The organism is Lysinibacillus sp. FSL K6-0075 (assembly GCF_038592945.1).
GTDB lineage: Bacteria > Bacillota > Bacilli > Bacillales_A > Planococcaceae > Lysinibacillus > Lysinibacillus fusiformis_F.
This window is the reverse complement of record NZ_CP151947.1, coordinates 1,129,420-1,147,324: the sequence shown is the minus strand read 5'-3', so window position 1 is coordinate 1,147,324 and position 17,905 is coordinate 1,129,420. Positions and strand designations below refer to the sequence as shown.

Below are 17,905 nucleotides of genomic sequence, written 5' to 3'. Positions count from 1 at the left end.
TTCATGCAATCATCCTAGCGCTTTTTGAATCGCTTCAATTACACGATCTGCTTGGAAAGGTTTAACGATAAAATCTTTCGCACCAGCTTGAATTGCATCGATTACCATCGCTTGTTGCCCCATCGCTGAACACATGATTACAGTTGCACTTGGATCTGTTCCCTTAATTGCTTTAAGAGCAGCAATACCATCCATCTCTGGCATTGTGATATCCATTGTTACTAAATCTGGTTTTAGTTCATTGTACTTTTCGACAGCTTGCAAACCATCGGCTGCCTCTCCAACAACTTCAAATCCATTTTTTGATAAAATATCCTTGATCATCATGCGCATAAATGCAGCGTCGTCTACAATCAAAATTCTTTTAGACATGGTTAACTCCTCCAATTGAAACTATCTTAAATTATTTAAACGCTCTGCTTGACTTAAAACATCTGTAATACGGACACCAAAGTTTTCGTCAATGACAACGACTTCACCTTTAGCAATTAAACGGCTATTGACTAAAATATCAACAGGTTCCCCTGCTAATTTATCCAGTTCAATAATTGAACCACTTGATAGTTCTAAAATCTCTTTAACAGAACGCTTCGTACGTCCTAACTCTACAGTAACTTGCAATGGAATATCAAGTAGCATATTTAAATTTCTAGCTTCAGATTGAGAGATTACATTTGTATCGAAGCTAGCAAACTGTGCTTGTTGCACATTTACAGGCTGTGCAGGTCTCGCTGGTTGTGCAAATTGTTGTGGTTCCTGATAAATCGGTTGCTGCATTGGTGCTGACTGCTGCTGATATACTGGTTGTTCAGGTGGTGGTGCTACAGGCACATGCTGTTGAACAGGCGGTGCTGTAACTGGTGGAGCCTCAGGTGCAATCGTTGCAGCCACAGGTTCCTCAAACACTCCTGTTTCACCTAATAAAGATTTTACAATATTTTGACTGAATTTAAGCGGTAATAATTGCATTAAATTCGAATCAATTAAATTACCAATTCTTAATCTAAATGAAACTTTCACCAGCAAATCGTCTTCTGGAATATTTTCTCGACCTTCATCTTGTGAGATGTTCATTAAATCAATTGTCGGTGGAGAAATATCTACTTTTTTGTTGAAGACCGTCGACATAGATGTAGCAGCTGAGCCCATCATTTGATTCATAGCCTCTTGAACAGCACTTAGCTGAATCTCACCTAAGTCCGGCTTCGGATTTAATCCATCGCCACCTAACATTAAATCTGCGATAATTGCTGCATCAGATTGTTTAATGACAAGTAAATTCATACCTGTCAAACCAATTGTATATTCAACTTGTACAGCTACATATGGATGAGGAAATTCCTCTTCTAATTTATTGCGATTAATCATCGAAATACTTGGTGTAGTAATATCTACTTTTTGACCCAGTAACGCTGAAAGAGCTGTGGCAGAGCTACCAAAGGATATATTGCCTACCTCTCCTAATGCATCTTGTGCAAACGAATCAAGGTAATCCTCTACTCGTATCTCATTTATTTCTTCATTTGTTGAAGCATCAGTGTCGTTGTTTTTATCTCCCAACGTCTCGCCCCTTAATAGCGCTTCAATTTCTTCTTGGGAGAGCATTTCATCACTCATCTTCGTCTCCTCCTTTCAAAGGGTCGATAATCTGGATTGCTAATTTTTTGCCTTTCTTACCTGGTTGAACAGTGAATTTCGGCAATGTTCCTACTTTGAGTAGTAATGGTGCTTCAATTTTTTGATCTAACTGTATAACATCCCCAACCTGCATTGTTAGGAAATCTTCAATGGTGATGTCCGTCAAACCTAATTCAACTGAGAGTGGTAATTGGGCTTGTTTCACACGTGTTTCAAGCATTTTTGTTTGCTCTGGTGACATCTCTTTCGTATTAGTTTGCATCCAATAGCGAACTGAAAGATTTGGCACAATTGGCTCCAACACAACATGTGGAATACAAATATTAATCATACCGCTTGTCTCACCGATAATCGTATTTAACGAGATTACGACAACCGTTTCATTGGGTGAAATCATTTGTAAAAATTGTGGATTAACTTCAAGTTCCACTAATATGGGATCGATTTCCGCAACATTTTCCCATGCTTCACGTAAATTGTCGAATGAGCGTTCAAAAAGGTTTGTCATAATTTTAGTTTCAATTTCCGTTAGGTTATCTACATTACTATGACTTGCCCCACTACCGCCCATTAGGCGATCTAGCATTGAATAGGCAATATTCGGATTGATTTCCATCAATATATTACCATCTAATGGTGGCACTTCAAATACATTAATGAGTGTCATATTCGGAATGGAACGGACAAACTCTTCAAATGGTATTTGGTCTACTGAGGCAACCGTAATTTGCACATAGCTTCTAAGCTGTGCAGAGAAAAAGGTTGTCAATAGTCGTGCAAAATTTTCATGTATTCGGGTCAAACTTCGGATTTGATCTTTTGAGAATCGAAGTGCTCGCTTAAAATCATAAACTTTAACCTTACGTCCCTCGTCCTCTTTCTTTATGTCATCCGCTGACATCTCCCCTGTCGATATAGCGGAAAGCAGCGCATCTATCTCGGATTGAGATAACACATCTCCTGCCATTTGCCCACCTCCAATTCAAGCAGTTTCTGTTTTATTGAGTAATGAAGGAGGTAAAATATACTTCCTGAACTTCTCCCTCTTGCATCAATTCATTTATTCTTGTTTTCAATGATTTTTGGAAAATCTGTTTCCCTTGCTTACCTTCTAAATCCTTTTGCTCCATTTCAGAAAGCTCTTGAATGGCGATGTTTTGCACTTGGAAAACGCGCTTTGTTAATTCTGCAGCAGCATCTTTACTTGTCGTTTGAATTTTCAATGACAAGCGCACAACTCTTTTATCTGCAAGATTTGTCGTGATCTCTGGTATCTCCACTGTTGCCTCTACAATCTCATCAATGGACGGCTCAACAGCCCCTGTTGGTTTATTAAATTGGGTAAGCAATACAAACAAAATAACCCCAATCAGAATGACTGCTACTAGTAAAATAATAATCATCGTTAGCATTTTATTATTCTTCATCTTCTTCACCTCGTAGATGCGGGTTGGATAGTACTTGTATATTGTTATAAAAGGCAGTTACCTTTTGTCGCACCTCATCTTCACTCTCTAAAACAATTAATTTTGTTCCAGTTGTTAAAGTAATAGTCGTATCTGGAAATGATTCGACGGTTTCTATGTATAAAGCATTTAATGTAAATGCTTTGCCATTTAGACGTGTTAGTTCAATCATGAATTAGGGCCGGGTCTAGCATGAGAGCCGGCCCGACCCTCCCTCATATGAAAATATGTTTGTTAAAACGTCCGTTATGAAAGGACTATATTATTATCGTTTTAAGTTTACTAGTTCTTGTAGAATTTCATCAGATGTCGTGATGATACGTGTATTTGACTGGAAGCCCCGCTGTGCAACAATCATCTCTGTAAACTCCTCTGAAAGGTCCACATTTGACATTTCAAGTGCCCCAGAAACGGCTTTACCTATCCCACCTTCAGTACCAGCTGCAAAATAAGGATCTCCTGAGTTAGCAGTTGGTACGTAATAATTTCCACCAGACTTTTCAAGTCCTCCTGCATTTGCAAATTTCGCCATAACAAGTTGACCAGCATAATGTAAAACGCCATCTTTACTAACAAAAGTCACTTTACCATCTAATCCAATAGACATTGATTGAGCATTCGTAGGGATTTGGATAAAGCCTACATTACCTGCTAGATCTGCTGCAGGATCAATCGTTTCAGGAACAACAGGTGCTGGGTCTACTGCTGTACCTCCAGACGGTGTTAAGTCTTGATAATTACTCAAATCATCTGGAGTCGTTGGGTCAAACGATGGATTCTGAGGAGATGATTCCGCTAAAGTCGTAACAGCCATCATATAATTACCATCTGCGTTTACCAAGAAACCATCTTTATCTAAATAAAAGTTTCCCGCACGTGTATATTTTAAATCTGAAATTGGAGCAACAGGCCCTGTAGAGTTAGCATCATAACCTGCTGCAATAAAAAAGCCATCCCCTTCAATAGCCAAATCTAAAACTCGTCCCGTACTTTGAAGTGAACCTCCTCCATGAATGGTATCAATCGCAGCAAGTTGTGAACCTAGTCCTACTTGTTTAGCGTTTGTGCCCCCAATAGTGCCTGTTGGACCTGAGGCACCTGCCTGTGTTTGAGACATTAAATCTTTGAAAATTACTCGCCCTTTTTTAAAACCATAAGTGTTCACGTTGGCGATATTATTACCAATCACATCTAGCTTTGTTTGGAAGTTTTTAAGACCTGAAATACCTGAATACATAGAACGTAACATATGTTTTCGTTCTCCCTTCGTTTTATATAGGTGAGCCTCTATCAATCAGCATCACCAAGGCTTCCTTACGTAAGAAGGTCCAGCCTTTAAAGCACAATCGTGCCATCAATATTTGTAAATAACTGCTGTTTTGCTTCCGTGCGATCCATTGCTGTAATGACAGTAGCGTTTTTAGCACTGACAATTAAAGCTGCTTGATCCATCAAGACTAATGGCTGTTTGACACCTTTTGAGTGTGCTTCAAATACCTTATCCGATACAACCTGCCATTCTTGTTCAGAGATATTAATTTTGCGCTCTATAATACGTTCATTCGCATGCTTACTCACCTTTAGCTCTTGTTTAGAAGCTTCCTGTAAATGTGCTTTAAATGATGGTTGCGTATTGATTGGCTTAGGTTGTGTTGTACGAATAGATGGATGCAAGGGTACACGATGAATTGAAAACTTATCCATCACTTTTCTCCACCTTTATTCGCTAATAACCGTAAAATCTTTATCCGTTAATCTTTTATCATTATCTAATACGTAATTAATGACCCCATCTTTATTGGAAACAGAGACGATTCGTCCTTTTAATTCTTGGTCACCGTCTTTATACGATACATTTTTACCAATCAATTGGCTAGCTTTCACTAATGGAGATTCTGATACATTATTATTGCCATTTGAACTAGAATCGCTTGCTCCACCTAAAATACCAGATATATTACCAGGAGCAATCTCTTTTCCGTCAGCTAATTTGAAAACAACGTTACCATTTACAAATTTGAGGGATTCGATGACGCCTGTTCCTTCATTAACCACAGGATTTCCTTTTTCATCTTTCTCCTCTGAAATCTCATGCCATTTGACTTCTTTGCCAATAAAAGTTGTATAACTCATCATCTGTGTTTGTTGCTGTGATGCTAATAAAGATTCCATGGCCTTTGTCATATTTTGCATTTGCTCTAAAGAAGAAAATTGCGCCATTTGAGAAATAAATTCTCGATCATCCATTGGATTCGTTGGATCCTGATGCTGTAATTGTGTAATTAACAATTGTAAAAAGGCATCCTTGCCAAGCTCACTATTTCCTGTTTGCTTCATTGGCTTCTGATAATTCGAGTAGTAAAGATCATCTGTTATCGAATTATTTGTCACTTTCGTTGTTGCATCTGCCATTATTACACCTCCTCACTTATTAAATAGTCACTAAAGGACATTCCTTCATCTTCATCATCACTTTTTTGATCCTGTTCTTCGTCTTGCTGTTGTTTAAAGAAATTATTGAAGAAACTTTGATCACGTTGTTGTCGATCAGCATCTTGTAGTGATTGTGCAATATCAAGGCGGTCTACTTGAATATTTTGCTGAGCAAATGCCTGTTTTAGCTGGTGTGCTTGACTATCAAGCAATTCACGTCCATGGGTTGTAGAAGCCAGTAAACGGGCTGTAAGAACACCATCATTTTGTACAAGTTCAATACGAACCGTCCCTAGGTTTTCTGGATATAATTTTATGGTTAAACGTGTAATCCCTTGTGCATTAGAGATCTGTGCTCGATTGATGATGGCTTGCATTTCCTTTAATAAAGCTTCTGATTGCGCAGGCTTAGCCGTTGGTAATGTAACATGGAATGTGTCTGGTTTGGTTTGTACCGTTTGTGGTGTAACCATATCAGTCGTACTTGTTTCACTTTGCTTCGTCACTTGGACTTGCTGAACAACTTGCTGGAAGCCTTGTAATGGCAATGTCACAGTTGTTTTAGTTGTTATTTCCTGCATCGTACCTACTTGCGTTTGCAATGACGTTAATAGGCTCTTAACCGTCGTTAACAGATTTTCTTGCGATGCAGTTAAGTCTGTTTTTTTGCCTACTAATTGCACTAATTTCAACACTTGAAGAAGTTGTGATGCCTCTTTTGGTGTCACTTGACCTTCACCTTGTAATGCTGTGCTTATATTTGCCTGTAGTACCGGCGCTTGGGCATCTACTAATGATAATAGCTCCCAAACATCACTCGCTTCCTTTTCTTCCCCTAGAAGCTGTTGGATTATTTTTTGAAGCTGCTCTTCATCAATACCTAATGCATTTAGTATATTTTCTAAATGTAGCATTTCATCCATTGCCACTGCCTTACCGTCTTCTCCTAGCTGAAGTACTAGTAAACCATCATCGTGGGAAATCCCCAGTAAGTCTAGTACTTCCTCCATTGAATCAGCATTTAAAACCGCTTGTAAATCTGCTAGCTCATTTGTGGAAGTCGTCTGTGATGCTTGGGTTAATTGAGATGAAGAAGATAAAACTTGCCCAAAAACAGAACCGAAATTTGATAAACTTTCTTTCTTTTGTGTACCACCTAATTTTTCTTCAGCGGTACCAACTGCTGCTGACTTTGTTGCTGCAGTTTTAGTAGGCGCTGATTTATTGATCATTTGCATCATCGCTACATCCATTAATCTTTCACCTCCTTTCAATTACCCTATTGTTTAGCCATAAGCTCGGTATATTTTGCTGCGTCTTTTGCATCCATTTTCTCTAAAATGGCTGCTAGCTTATCCGGCTTTAAATTCGTTATAATTCGCAACGCTTCCGTATCACTCATATTGACCAGTACAGGTGCTGCAGCTTTCGGTGACATCTTATCAAACGTTGATAAAATATCATTAAAATCACGCTTTACATCATCTTGTTCACGATTCAATTTTTCAATTTCAAATTGAAGTTGTTCTTTTTCTGTCAGCAACTTCTCTTTATCCGTTATTGTTGAATCTAATTTTTTTTGAAGCTGTGTAATTTCTGCTTCCTTTTCTTGTATCTCTGCCTGTAAACTCACTATTTTAGAGTCGTTATTAACGACAGCATCCTTCGCTTGTTGTTCTTCTGACGGCATAAAAGGTAAATTGCCAATTGCCTTTTTTCCTAAATCAAAGACATTTGTATTCATTAATGTTGCCACAACAAGCAAAACCGCTACTACAAACATAATCGGCAGTACAATCCAAGTAAAAAACTTTAGAAAGCCCCCAGATTTTTTCTTTGGTTGCTCTTCTACTAATTCTGTTGCTAATCGATTGTCTTTCTTTGCCATGAAATCACCTGATTTCTTTCTTGTTATACGTTTGTAATGAAATCTCATCTAAAAAAAGGCTTTCTATACGATCTTGCTCTTGTTGGAAATGTTTAAAATCCTTTTCTCTCATTTTTTCAAATTTACGTACTTCCAAGTTTTTTTCTAATAGTTTTTCTTCGTGCCAATTCATCTTTGCACGAGCTTGAATCACTTTCTGTTGCACATCTGCAATTGTTTTTTCGAGACTGTCAATAAAACGACTATAATGATGGATTTCATCTATCGATGAGCCGATCATTAAACGCTCCTGTTGAAACCCAATTAAATCTTCTTTCTTTTTTAGCAATTCATATAATTTCGTTGCTATTTCTTCAAAAGAACGGACAGATTCTTTATAAGCCATTTCGGTTTCGTTTTTTTCCTGTTCGCGAATAGTTAACACTTTTTCAAAACGATACACATAACTGACCATCTATTTCGCACCACCGTTCGATAATGTTATTAACTCATTGACACTTTCTTCTAATGTCACTTTATCTAAGTAACCCTGTTTAAGATAAGCAGTAATAAGCGGTTCATAATAAATTGCTTCATCAATTTCTTTAGAAGTCCCTCTTTTATAAGCCCCAATATTGATCAAATCCTCAGATTTGTCATATGTATAATAGAGTTCTCTTAATCGTTCAGCAGCTTTTTTATGAGTTGGCTCTGCAACATGGTTCATCAAGCGACTCACACTTTTCAAGACATTGATGGCTGGATATTGCCCTTTGTTGGCAAGATTTCGATCCAATACAATATGACCATCTAATATCCCTCGCACAGTATCCGCAATGGGCTCATTCATATCGTCCCCATCTACTAAAACGGTATAAAATGCTGTTATAGACCCCTTTTCATTGGTGCCTGTTCGTTCTAGTAATTTAGGTAATATCGCAAAAACAGAAGGCGTATATCCTTTTTGTGCAGGTGGTTCACCCGTGGCAAGTCCAATTTCACGTTGTGCCATCGCCACACGTGTAACGGAATCCATCATTAGCATGACATTTAAGCCTCGATTTCTAAAATATTCGGCGATTGCTGTAGCTGTAAATGCCCCTTTAATCCGCATTAATGCAGGTTGATCTGAAGTAGCTGCAACAACAATGGATCGACTTAGACCTTCAGCGCCTAAATCACGTTCGATGAATTCTCGAACCTCACGACCACGCTCCCCTATTAACGCAATGACATTCAAATCTGCTTGAGTATTTCTTGCGATCATACCAAGTAATGTACTTTTACCTACCCCAGAACCAGCGAAAATACCAACACGTTGTCCATTACCAACTGTTAGCATGCCGTCAATAGCCTTCACTCCCACTTCAAGCCTTTCATTAATCGGTGGACGAGTCAGTGGGTTTGGTGGATCTTGTTCAGTGGGAACTGTCATTAGTCCCTTAGGCAATAAAGTACCATCAATTGGATTCCCCATAGAATCCAATACTTTACCAATTAACTCAGGGCCCACTTTTACTTCCAATGGAGCACCCGTCCCTTCGACAAGGCAGCCGATCGATATTTCGCGTAAGGAGGTAAAAGGCATTAAGACGACTATTTCATCTTTAAAACCAACAACCTCTGCTAAAATAATCTGATGACCATTATTTACAGTTTCCACATGAATTTTACAGACATCACCTATGGAACTATCTGGACCTTGCGACTCAATCATCAAGCCAACAACTCTAGTAACTCTACCAAACTTTTTAAAAGTAGGTATATGAGGAATATGTTCAATTAATTGAGCCACTTTCATCAAGATCATTCCTTACTCTCTAATATTTCATGTAACTTTAATCTGAGTGCATTTAATTGCTCATCGATACTAACCATAATTCGACCATGATTTGTTTCAATATAGCAATCTGTTTCATTATCCAAATCCTCATTAACAAAAATCATAAATGGTACGTCTATTGGGAACATTTCTGCTAATTCATCTCGATTGGCCGTAATTAAAGCATAATAAGCTGGAGAGACATAAATTTTAATTTCTTTCATTTCTCTCGCTTCTTTCAGCCCTCTGCGTACGATTGATACAAATAGTTCGTTATCCTGTTCTAATGAGGTACCAATAATTCGTTCTGCAGCAGTTAAGCCTAACTCTAAAATCACCGCTTCTTGATCATCAATGTATTTTTGAGCATTTTCTTTCGCTAACATCATGATTTCATTCGCAGTTTGAAGTGACTGAGCCATTGCTTCAGTGGCCTTATTCACGCCGTCTTCATAGCCTTGCCCAAATCCCTCATCATAAGCTTCTTGAACACGATTGGGTCTCTCTTCCTCCCAGCTTAGCTTTAAATGTTCAATCTCTTGAAAGTGCAAATGCTTTTCCTGTTCAAACATCTCTCGTTCTGCCTGCAAAGCAGCTCTCGCTTCAGCAAGTAAACGATCTCGCTCTGCCATTACTTCATCCATCGTTAATTGATGTTGAGGTGGGATTTCTTCCTGGTATTCCTCCATCGGTTCAAACATATCACGGATCTGTATTTCCTTGACATTATCGCTATCGGACTGTGTATAAATAGAACGGATGATTCTAGACAATGACGTCATCTCCTCCACCGCGAGCTATAATAATCTCGCCAGCATCCTCTAGACGACGAATAACGGCAACAATTCGAGATTGTGCCTCCTCTACGTCACGTAATCGTACAGGTCCCATAATTTCCATTTCTTCTTTAAATGTTTCAGCCATACGTTGTGACATATTGCGGAATATAATATCTTTTACCTCTTCACTTGATACCTTCATTGAAAGCAGTAAGTCTTCGTTTTCACAATCACGAATAACACGCTGAATGGAACGATTGTCGAGTGTAACAATATCTTCGAACACAAACATACGTTTTTTGATTTCCTCTGCAAGTTCTGGATCTTGGATTTCGAGTGCATCGAGAATTGTTTTTTCTGTTTGGCGATCTACTCCATTTAAAACTTCAACGACTGCGTCGATACCACCCGTTTCTGTATAATCCTGCGTAACAGTTGACGATAATTTACGCTCTAACACAGATTCAATTTCGCTTATCACTTCTGGTGAAGTTGATTCCATGACCGCTATACGTTTAGCAATGTCAGCTTGTACTTCCTGTGGTAAAGAAGATAAAATAACACCCGCTTGCCCTGCCTCTAAATAAGAGAGTATCAGGGCAATTGTTTGAGGATGCTCATTTTGGATAAAGTTGAAAATTTGCGCTGGATCAGCTCTGCGTGCAAAATCAAACGGACGTACTTGTAAAGAAGATGTTAATCGATTAATAATCGTTTGTGCTTGTTCTACACCAAGTGCTTTTTCTAATACTGTTTTTGCATAGCCAATACCACCTTGTGTGATATAGTCCTGCGCTAGTGCAATATTGTGGAATTCTTCAATAATCTCTTCTTTTACATTTGATTCCACTTTTTTAACACTTGAAATTTCTAATGTTAAACGTTCAATTTCTTCCTCTGTTAAATGCTTATAGACAGAAGCTGAAACCTCAGGCCCTAATGAAATTAACAAGAGAGCGGCCTTTTGTTTTCCGGTTAATTCCTTATCTTTCTTGGACACAGCCGAACCTCCTAGTTAGTCTTCAGCAATCCAACTGCGCAGTAACTTTGCAAAATCGTCTGGCTTATCTTTGGCCATTTTTTCAAGCTGCTTACGACGCATTGTAGCTTCCGTTTCAATTTCTTCATTAATATCATCAACCATTAATTCTTCTTGTTCTTCTAGGATACTTAGCTCTTCTTCTTCCTTCGCACGCTTACGTGAACGGATAATGAAGAATGCTAGCAATACGATCACAGCTAACAAGATACCGCCGATAACCCAAACCCACCATGGAATAATTGGTTTTTCATCAGCTACCTCTGTCACCTTACCGTATAATGGTTGTACAGATACCGCCACTTTTTCATCAATTTGCTCTTGTGTAAGTTCTGCTGCCACGTCTTTGGAAATTGTTGTACGTACAATTGTACTTAAAATTTTCTCAATATCTTCACGAACACCGTCTGGTAATGACGCTGCGTCAGTTGCTGTCGGTGGTTCAACAATTACTTGAATCCCAATATCTTGAATTTTATAAGGTGCTTCTTGGATATCCTTACGTATACGGTTCACATCATTATTTATCGTCTCTTCCGTACGTTCATAATCTCCATTTCCTGCTGCACCTTCATTATAAGTTGTGAAGTTATCAGTGGTTGTTTCAGCTTCAGGTGTTCCGGCAGCAGCTGCTGCTCCTGTGCCAGAATATTGCTCTGTAATTCGCTGCGCACTAATGGCAATACCTTCCATATTTTCTTCATCAACAGGTGTCACAAGATTTTCTTCACGATTTTCTTTCTTGAAATCAATATCTGTTGTGACAGAAACCATTACCTTATCTTGTCCCATCAACGTTCCTAGCATATTTTGCACTTGACGTTGTAGATCTCGTTCCACTAATTTCTTCATTTGTAATTGACCTTCTGCTGTCGTTGTGGAAGTTCCATCAGCTGTGGCAGCATTCAAATCAAAGTACTCTGAGAATTGATTAGAGATCACAATATTTTCAGTCTTTAAATTCGGAATACTTTTTGACACCAAATTGTACATCGTTGTAATTTGCTGCTCTGTAAATTTATAGCCAGGGTCTGTATTTAAAACGATAGATGCCGTTGCTTCTCCTTTAACATCCGTTACGAATACCCCTTCCTCAGGAACAGTAATCATTACTTTTGCATCTTTTACACCTTCCAAATTTTTGAAAAGTTTAGCAATTTCAGTTTCAGTAGCTGCTTTTTTTAATAGGTTAAATTCATTATCAGTCATACCAAATCCTGAACTATTCGCAAATGAGTAATCGATTGAACCTGTTTGCGGATATCCCTCAGAAGCTAATTGCACTAACAAGGAGTCAACTTGTTCTTCTGGCACTAAAATAGATGTTCCACCTGGAGCAATTTGATAGGTCACACCTTGGGAATCTAGTGCTTCCTTTACTTGTCCAATTTCCCGTGTTGATAAATCTTTATAAAGTGGAACATATGTAGTTTTGGAAGCGAAAAATGTCACAATTGCTGCTAGTGCGATTACAACTACCACGGAGCCAATCATAACTATTTTTTGCTTTTTACTTCGACTTGTCCAAAATTGACTGGTGTCGTTTTTTATTTTCGTCAATCGTTCATTCATTATGAATCCTCCGGTTATAGTGAATAACCTAGCCATCAATAATTTGCGAACATAATGAGCCCACTCTAAATCGTGGTTATTAATCTATATTGAAAAGGGGTTGCCTTATCTTGACAATAAATTAAACACTCATTCGCATTATTTCTTGGTAAGCTTCAATCACCTTATTGCGAACTTCAATTGTTGCGTTTAGTGTAATGCTCGCCTTTTGCGAAGCAATCATCACTTCATGCAACTCCACATCTTCACCTTTAATTAGCTTCTGAGTATACTTATCAGAAGTTATTTGTTGATCATTTACTTTTGCTATTGCTTCTTTTAAAGAGTTCGCGAAGCTTTGTTGTGCTTCATAAGGTGTTGCATTAAGTTTGTTTGGGTTATTTACAACCTGAGTAGGTGTCATTAGCGAAATGGACGAAATGGCCATGTATGTATCTTCCTTTCTACTTAATTTTATTTACCAATCTCTAAAGCCTTTGTAAGCATGGATTTATTCGCATTAAAAACAGTTATATTTGCCTCATAAGAACGAGTAGCCGACATTAAATCTACCATTTCTTTCAATGGATCAACATTTGGCATATTTACGTAACCATCTGCATTAGCATCTGGATGAGTTGGGTCATAAACAAGTTTGAAAGGTGTTTCTTGATCTTCTGAAATTCGAGTAACTTTTACACCATTACCAACACCACTTTTTGCATTTTTCCCTAGTGCTATGTTCAAAAAATTTGAAAATTGTCCTTCTTGTGCTGACAGCGTAACAGACTTGCGTCGATATGGTTCCCATTCCCCATTCACTTGACGAGCGCGAGTTGTATCCATGTTAGCCATATTAGAAGAAATAACATCCATGCGTAAACGTTGCGCCGTTAAAGCAGAGGCAGTGGTATTCATCCCATGAAATATAGACATCTATTACTTACCTCCTTTAATAACGGTATTCAATGTGTTTAATTTCCCATTAACACGATCGATTAAAGCATTATAATAAATTTGATTCTCTGCTAATTTTGCTTGCTCAGCATCCATATCTACAGCATTCCCATTGTTTCTATATCGCAAGTTCTCAACGATATTGACACCAGGTGTAGCTTGTCGAAACGTGAAATCATAATGTCTATTATCAGTACGATATGCAGAAATGGCTATACTCTTCTGTTCTTCCAGCATATCCTTAAAACTAACATTTTTCGCCTTATAATTAGGTGTATCGACATTCGCAATATTATTTGCGATCGTTTTATGATTTAAAGTGGCATAGGAAAGTCCATTTTCCAGGCTACTAATAGTTCCTCCAAATAAATTCAAAACTGTTCACCTCATTTTATTTCAATCTATGTACTTGTTAATTTATCCAATAATACAATTGTAATTAAGATGATACCTAGTGTCTATTGTCTTTTGTCACTTTTTAATAGTCTATACGCCCTATTTTTTCTCAACCTCAACCATGACAAAACTTCCTTATCCCTTGTGCCTCTAAGTTCAAGTAAAGGTCATTACACATCTAGTTATTTTACACCATTTCGACAGTGTTTACGATTTTATTGTTAAATATGCCTTTTTATGAGGTTTATCGCCTTTTTTAATCCTCATCAATAAAGGTCCCTTTTTACTAGTTCAATCAATATTAGAGTATTTTTAAAATAGTTACTATACGTTTATTGGCCATTCTTCCAAAGTAACATAAAAGGCATTTTTATATGCTAATTGTAGTGACAAATTATCGAACATTATTAGGCTAAAAGCAATGAAATCCATCAAACTTCATTGTTTTTGTATTAATTCTCTAAAAAATAAGAGCCATAAAAATTCGAAAATAAACAAAAAAACGTCTATATGTACCATAGACACTTTCATATTTTTTGAAAAACACAACAATAAAAATTTTTTTATGACAAGTGAAAAAGGCTTTCCGTTCCAATCTACCTGCTTCCATTGCCGCTTTGCTGTCGCCCAGAGCCAACCTTCCTGTGCTAGTGTGGCTAAGCTTTCGTCGCAAAACCAGTATGGCTACCTCTCTGTGCAAGGTCATTCCTATCTCGCTATTACACGTAGAAATCAAGTAGCTTTCCACTCCAATCCACAAAAGATTTTTTGCATAAATAAAATAAGGTGTTCACTACTCATTTTATGGATGATCGTTATGACTAGTCACCTCTCCACATTTAAAATAAAAGCCTATTCTTTCTTTAAAAACAGATATAATTGGTGCAATTCCCCTACGGCTAGTGTGAAAGATAATGAACTGACACTTTTGCAGCATGGTTGATTGGCGTGGAGTCCGCGTCACTCCTAGGGGAGATGAAACCTTGGGGCGAACGCAGTGAGTGAAGCGGCATATCAGACGCGATCGGAACGGAAATCAACCCCTTACCCTGCCTTCTACTAGTGAAATTATCTTTTATCAACAACAAAAAAGCGTCTATATGTTCCATAGACGCTTTCGTTAGCTTCTTAAAGAAGCAATTATTTCATTTTAATTTCTGCTAAAGCATTTAAGAATTTATCGTTTAGTACTTTAATATAAGTACCTTTCATACCTAAAGAGCGAGATTCAATGACACCTGCTGATTCAAGCTTACGTAATGCGTTTACGATTACTGAACGTGTAATACCCACACGATCAGCAATCTTAGAAGCAACTAATAAACCTTCATTCCCATCAAGTTCTTCGAAAATATGCTCAATTGCCTCTAGCTCACTGTATGAAAGTGAATTAATAGCCATTTGTACGACTGCCTTGCTACGAGCTTCTTCTTCAATTTCTTCAGATTTTTCACGTAAAATTTCCATACCAACTACTGTTGCACCATACTCAGCTAAAATTAGATCATCATCTTCAAATTGTGAAGATAAACGAGCAAGGATTAACGTTCCTAAACGTTCACCACCACCAACGATTGGCACAATTGTTGTTAAGGCGTTTTGGAATAAATCTTTGTTTTCAACTGGGAAAGCAGTATGTTCATTATTAATATCTAAATTTGATGAAGTTTCAGAGATCGTAAATAAGCTATGTGTGTATTCTTCTGGGAACTGTCTCTCTTCGAACATTTTTTTCATACGCTCATTTTCAATTTGTTGGTGAATTGAAATACCTAATAATTTACCTTTACGACTCAAAATATAGACATTGCTATCAATGATATCGCCTAATGTATCGGCCATTTCTTTAAAGTTTACCGGCTTACCAGCAGAAGCTTGAAGCATCGAGTTAATTTTACGTGTTTTTCCTAATAAATTCATTATATGTTCCTCCTATAAATAATCCGAAGAGTATTTACTAAATATTCTAAAGGTTTTTACTATTGAATGATACTAATCAGCTTTATCTTACAGTATAAACTGTGACAAATCTTTGTTTTTTACTATACCCGCAAGTTTTTGATCAACATACGCAGCATTGATTGGGATACTTGCTGGTGCAATTTCAGATGCCTCAAACGATAGTTCTTCCAGTAAACGCTCTAATATCGTGTGTAAACGACGGGCTCCGATATTGTCTGTTTCCTGATTCACTTCGGTTGCAATTTCAGCAATTCGTTCAATTGCATCTGTCGTGAAATGAACTTCTACACCTTCTGTCTCTAATAGTGCTTTATATTGCAAAATTAGTGATTGATCTGGTTCTTGTAAAATACGTACAAAATCCTGCTTTGTTAATTTTTCTAGCTCTACACGAATTGGGAAACGGCCTTGTAATTCAGGAATTAGATCCGATGGTTTCGACATATGAAATGCACCAGCAGCAACAAACAACATATAATCCGTTTTTACTGCACCATACTTCGTAGTGACAGTAGAGCCTTCTACAATTGGTAAAATGTCACGTTGAACTCCTTCACGGGAAACATTCGCCGAAGTATTTCCTTCTTTACTAGCAATTTTATCGATTTCGTCAATAAAAATGATACCCGATTGCTCAGCCCTATTAATGGCTTCCTGTGCTACTTCATCTGCATCTATCAGCTTATTTGCTTCTTCTATTGTTAAAATACGACGTGCGTCTTTTACTTGCACACGGCGTTTTTTCTGTTTTTTAGGCATTAAACTAGATAGCATATCCTGCATACCGCTATTCGCAGACATATCCATCCCAGTTCCTTGTAACGCATCAAAAATGGATGGATTTTGTTCTGTTACCTCTACAGTAACCCACTCATTTTCTAACTTCCCATTGCGTAAATCAATCGCAATTTGTGCACGCTTTGAGCGAACTTCCCCATCATCTGCTGATGAATCGTCATTTGTTGGTTGCTCTTTCCCACCGAATAGCATTTCAAACGGATTTTGCATCGCCTGTTTTTTACGTAAAGAAGGCACCAAAAGTTTCACGATTGCTTCATTTGCTAATTCTTCTGCTTGTTCCTTGACAGACTCCATCATTTCTTCTTTAACTAGACGGTGTGAAGCTTCTACCAAGTCACGTACCATTGATTCAACATCTCTACCGACATAACCTACCTCAGTAAACTTTGTTGCTTCAACTTTTACAAAAGGAGCATTTGTAAGCTTTGCAATCCTTCTCGCTATTTCTGTTTTACCGACACCAGTTGGCCCAATCATCAAAATATTTTTCGGAATAACTTCAGCCTTCATATCTTCGTTTAACAATGAACGACGATAGCGGTTTCGTAACGCAATAGCTACTGCTCGCTTAGCTTCATTCTGCCCAACAATGTTACGATCTAAATGCTCAGTAATTTGTCTTGGCGTTAAATTTTTTTGCGTCATTAGTTCAGCGCCTCCACGATAATATTATGATTCGTAAATACACAAATTTCAGCAGCTGTTTCTAATGCCGCTTCAGCAATTTCACGAGCAGTCATCGTTTCACCTGCATATTTTTTTAATGCTCTACCTGCGGATAATGCATAATTTCCACCAGAGCCAATAGCCAAAATGCCGTCATCGGGTTCAATCACTTCTCCTGTACCCGAAACGAGTAGTAAGGTCGTTTTATCCATTACTAATAGCATCGCTTCTAGCTGGCGAAGCATTTTATCACCACGCCATTGCTTTGCTACCTCAACGGCTGCACGCTGTAAATTACCGTTATACTCATTTAATTTGCCTTCAAACATCTCAAAAAGTGTAAAGGCATCAGCAACTGAACCTGCAAAACCAGCAAGGACCTGCCCATTAAACAGACGTCTGACCTTCCTTGCTGTACCCTTCATCACAACTGCATTTCCCAATGTTACTTGACCATCACCAGCCATGGCACAGCCTCCGTTATGATGAACCGCAAATATCGTTGTTGCATGAATTTGTCCCATCTGC

General features: G+C 38.0%; 21 protein-coding genes. All 21 read right to left on the bottom strand.

Annotated features, from left to right (window positions below; translation table 11 throughout):
* Positions 1–9: 9 nt before the first annotated feature.
* Positions 10–372, bottom strand: coding sequence for a response regulator (locus tag MHB65_RS05345; RefSeq protein WP_004269288.1), 363 nt, complete (start codon positions 370–372; stop codon positions 10–12).
* Positions 373–393: 21 nt separating this feature from the next.
* Positions 394–1,617, bottom strand: a complete 1,224-nt coding sequence (fliY, locus tag MHB65_RS05340) for a flagellar motor switch phosphatase FliY (RefSeq protein ID WP_342442697.1) — start codon at positions 1,615–1,617, stop codon at positions 394–396.
* Positions 1,610–2,605, bottom strand: coding sequence for a flagellar motor switch protein FliM (fliM, locus tag MHB65_RS05335; RefSeq protein WP_004269290.1), 996 nt, complete (start codon positions 2,603–2,605; stop codon positions 1,610–1,612). The genes fliY and fliM overlap by 8 nt, the downstream gene beginning before the upstream one ends.
* Positions 2,606–2,636: 31 nt before the next feature.
* Complete coding sequence (gene fliL, locus MHB65_RS05330; protein ID WP_342442696.1) at positions 2,637–3,065, bottom strand: flagellar basal body-associated protein FliL; 429 nt, start codon at positions 3,063–3,065, stop codon at positions 2,637–2,639.
* On the bottom strand, positions 3,055–3,276 hold the full coding sequence (locus tag MHB65_RS05325) for a flagellar FlbD family protein (protein WP_342442695.1): 222 nt from the start codon (positions 3,274–3,276) through the stop codon (positions 3,055–3,057). The genes fliL and MHB65_RS05325 overlap by 11 nt, the downstream gene beginning before the upstream one ends.
* Before the next feature lie 93 nt (positions 3,277–3,369).
* Complete coding sequence (locus MHB65_RS05320) at positions 3,370–4,353, bottom strand: flagellar hook-basal body complex protein (RefSeq protein ID WP_342442694.1); 984 nt, start codon at positions 4,351–4,353, stop codon at positions 3,370–3,372.
* 86 nt (positions 4,354–4,439) lie between these two features.
* A complete protein-coding gene (locus MHB65_RS05315; protein WP_205441949.1) occupies positions 4,440–4,808 on the bottom strand; it encodes a TIGR02530 family flagellar biosynthesis protein in 369 nt (122 codons plus the stop codon).
* A gap of 15 nt (positions 4,809–4,823) precedes the next feature.
* Complete coding sequence (gene flgD, locus MHB65_RS05310; protein WP_342442693.1) at positions 4,824–5,516, bottom strand: flagellar hook assembly protein FlgD; 693 nt, start codon at positions 5,514–5,516, stop codon at positions 4,824–4,826.
* 2 nt (positions 5,517–5,518) lie between these two features.
* Positions 5,519–6,790, bottom strand: coding sequence for a flagellar hook-length control protein FliK (locus MHB65_RS05305; RefSeq protein WP_342442692.1), 1,272 nt, complete (start codon positions 6,788–6,790; stop codon positions 5,519–5,521).
* A gap of 26 nt (positions 6,791–6,816) precedes the next feature.
* Positions 6,817–7,425 carry a hypothetical protein gene (locus tag MHB65_RS05300; RefSeq protein ID WP_342442691.1) on the bottom strand — a complete coding sequence of 203 codons (609 nt, stop codon included), beginning with the start codon at positions 7,423–7,425 and terminating at the stop codon, positions 6,817–6,819.
* A gap of 4 nt (positions 7,426–7,429) precedes the next feature.
* The gene (gene fliJ, locus MHB65_RS05295) at positions 7,430–7,879 is read right to left on the bottom strand and encodes a flagellar export protein FliJ (RefSeq protein WP_205441946.1); all 450 of its coding nucleotides are present in this window, start codon (positions 7,877–7,879) and stop codon (positions 7,430–7,432) included.
* A complete protein-coding gene (gene fliI, locus MHB65_RS05290; protein WP_205441945.1) occupies positions 7,880–9,205 on the bottom strand; it encodes a flagellar protein export ATPase FliI in 1,326 nt (441 codons plus the stop codon). It abuts the gene before it with no gap.
* Between the two features lie 5 nt (positions 9,206–9,210).
* The gene (gene fliH, locus MHB65_RS05285; protein ID WP_205441944.1) at positions 9,211–9,999 is read right to left on the bottom strand and encodes a flagellar assembly protein FliH; all 789 of its coding nucleotides are present in this window, start codon (positions 9,997–9,999) and stop codon (positions 9,211–9,213) included.
* Positions 9,992–11,005, bottom strand: a complete 1,014-nt coding sequence (fliG, locus tag MHB65_RS05280) for a flagellar motor switch protein FliG (RefSeq protein ID WP_008180783.1) — start codon at positions 11,003–11,005, stop codon at positions 9,992–9,994. The genes fliH and fliG overlap by 8 nt, the downstream gene beginning before the upstream one ends.
* 15 nt (positions 11,006–11,020) lie before the next feature.
* Complete coding sequence (fliF, locus tag MHB65_RS05275; protein WP_205441943.1) at positions 11,021–12,616, bottom strand: flagellar basal-body MS-ring/collar protein FliF; 1,596 nt, start codon at positions 12,614–12,616, stop codon at positions 11,021–11,023.
* Between the two features lie 121 nt (positions 12,617–12,737).
* Positions 12,738–13,043, bottom strand: a complete 306-nt coding sequence (gene fliE, locus MHB65_RS05270) for a flagellar hook-basal body complex protein FliE (protein WP_205441942.1) — start codon at positions 13,041–13,043, stop codon at positions 12,738–12,740.
* Between the two features lie 26 nt (positions 13,044–13,069).
* Entirely contained in the window at positions 13,070–13,531 is a 462-nt protein-coding gene (gene flgC, locus MHB65_RS05265) for a flagellar basal body rod protein FlgC (protein ID WP_205441941.1), read from the bottom strand.
* A gap of 3 nt (positions 13,532–13,534) precedes the next feature.
* Positions 13,535–13,927, bottom strand: coding sequence for a flagellar basal body rod protein FlgB (gene flgB, locus MHB65_RS05260; protein ID WP_004269305.1), 393 nt, complete (start codon positions 13,925–13,927; stop codon positions 13,535–13,537).
* A 1,161-nt stretch (positions 13,928–15,088) separates the two neighbouring features.
* Complete coding sequence (gene codY / locus MHB65_RS05255) at positions 15,089–15,868, bottom strand: GTP-sensing pleiotropic transcriptional regulator CodY (RefSeq protein ID WP_205441938.1); 780 nt, start codon at positions 15,866–15,868, stop codon at positions 15,089–15,091.
* A gap of 87 nt (positions 15,869–15,955) precedes the next feature.
* Complete coding sequence (gene hslU, locus MHB65_RS05250) at positions 15,956–17,356, bottom strand: ATP-dependent protease ATPase subunit HslU (protein WP_205441937.1); 1,401 nt, start codon at positions 17,354–17,356, stop codon at positions 15,956–15,958.
* The gene (gene hslV / locus MHB65_RS05245; protein WP_004229270.1) at positions 17,356–17,901 is read right to left on the bottom strand and encodes an ATP-dependent protease subunit HslV; all 546 of its coding nucleotides are present in this window, start codon (positions 17,899–17,901) and stop codon (positions 17,356–17,358) included. Before hslV ends, hslU begins: the two co-directional genes overlap by 1 nt.
* Positions 17,902–17,905 lie beyond the last annotated feature (4 nt).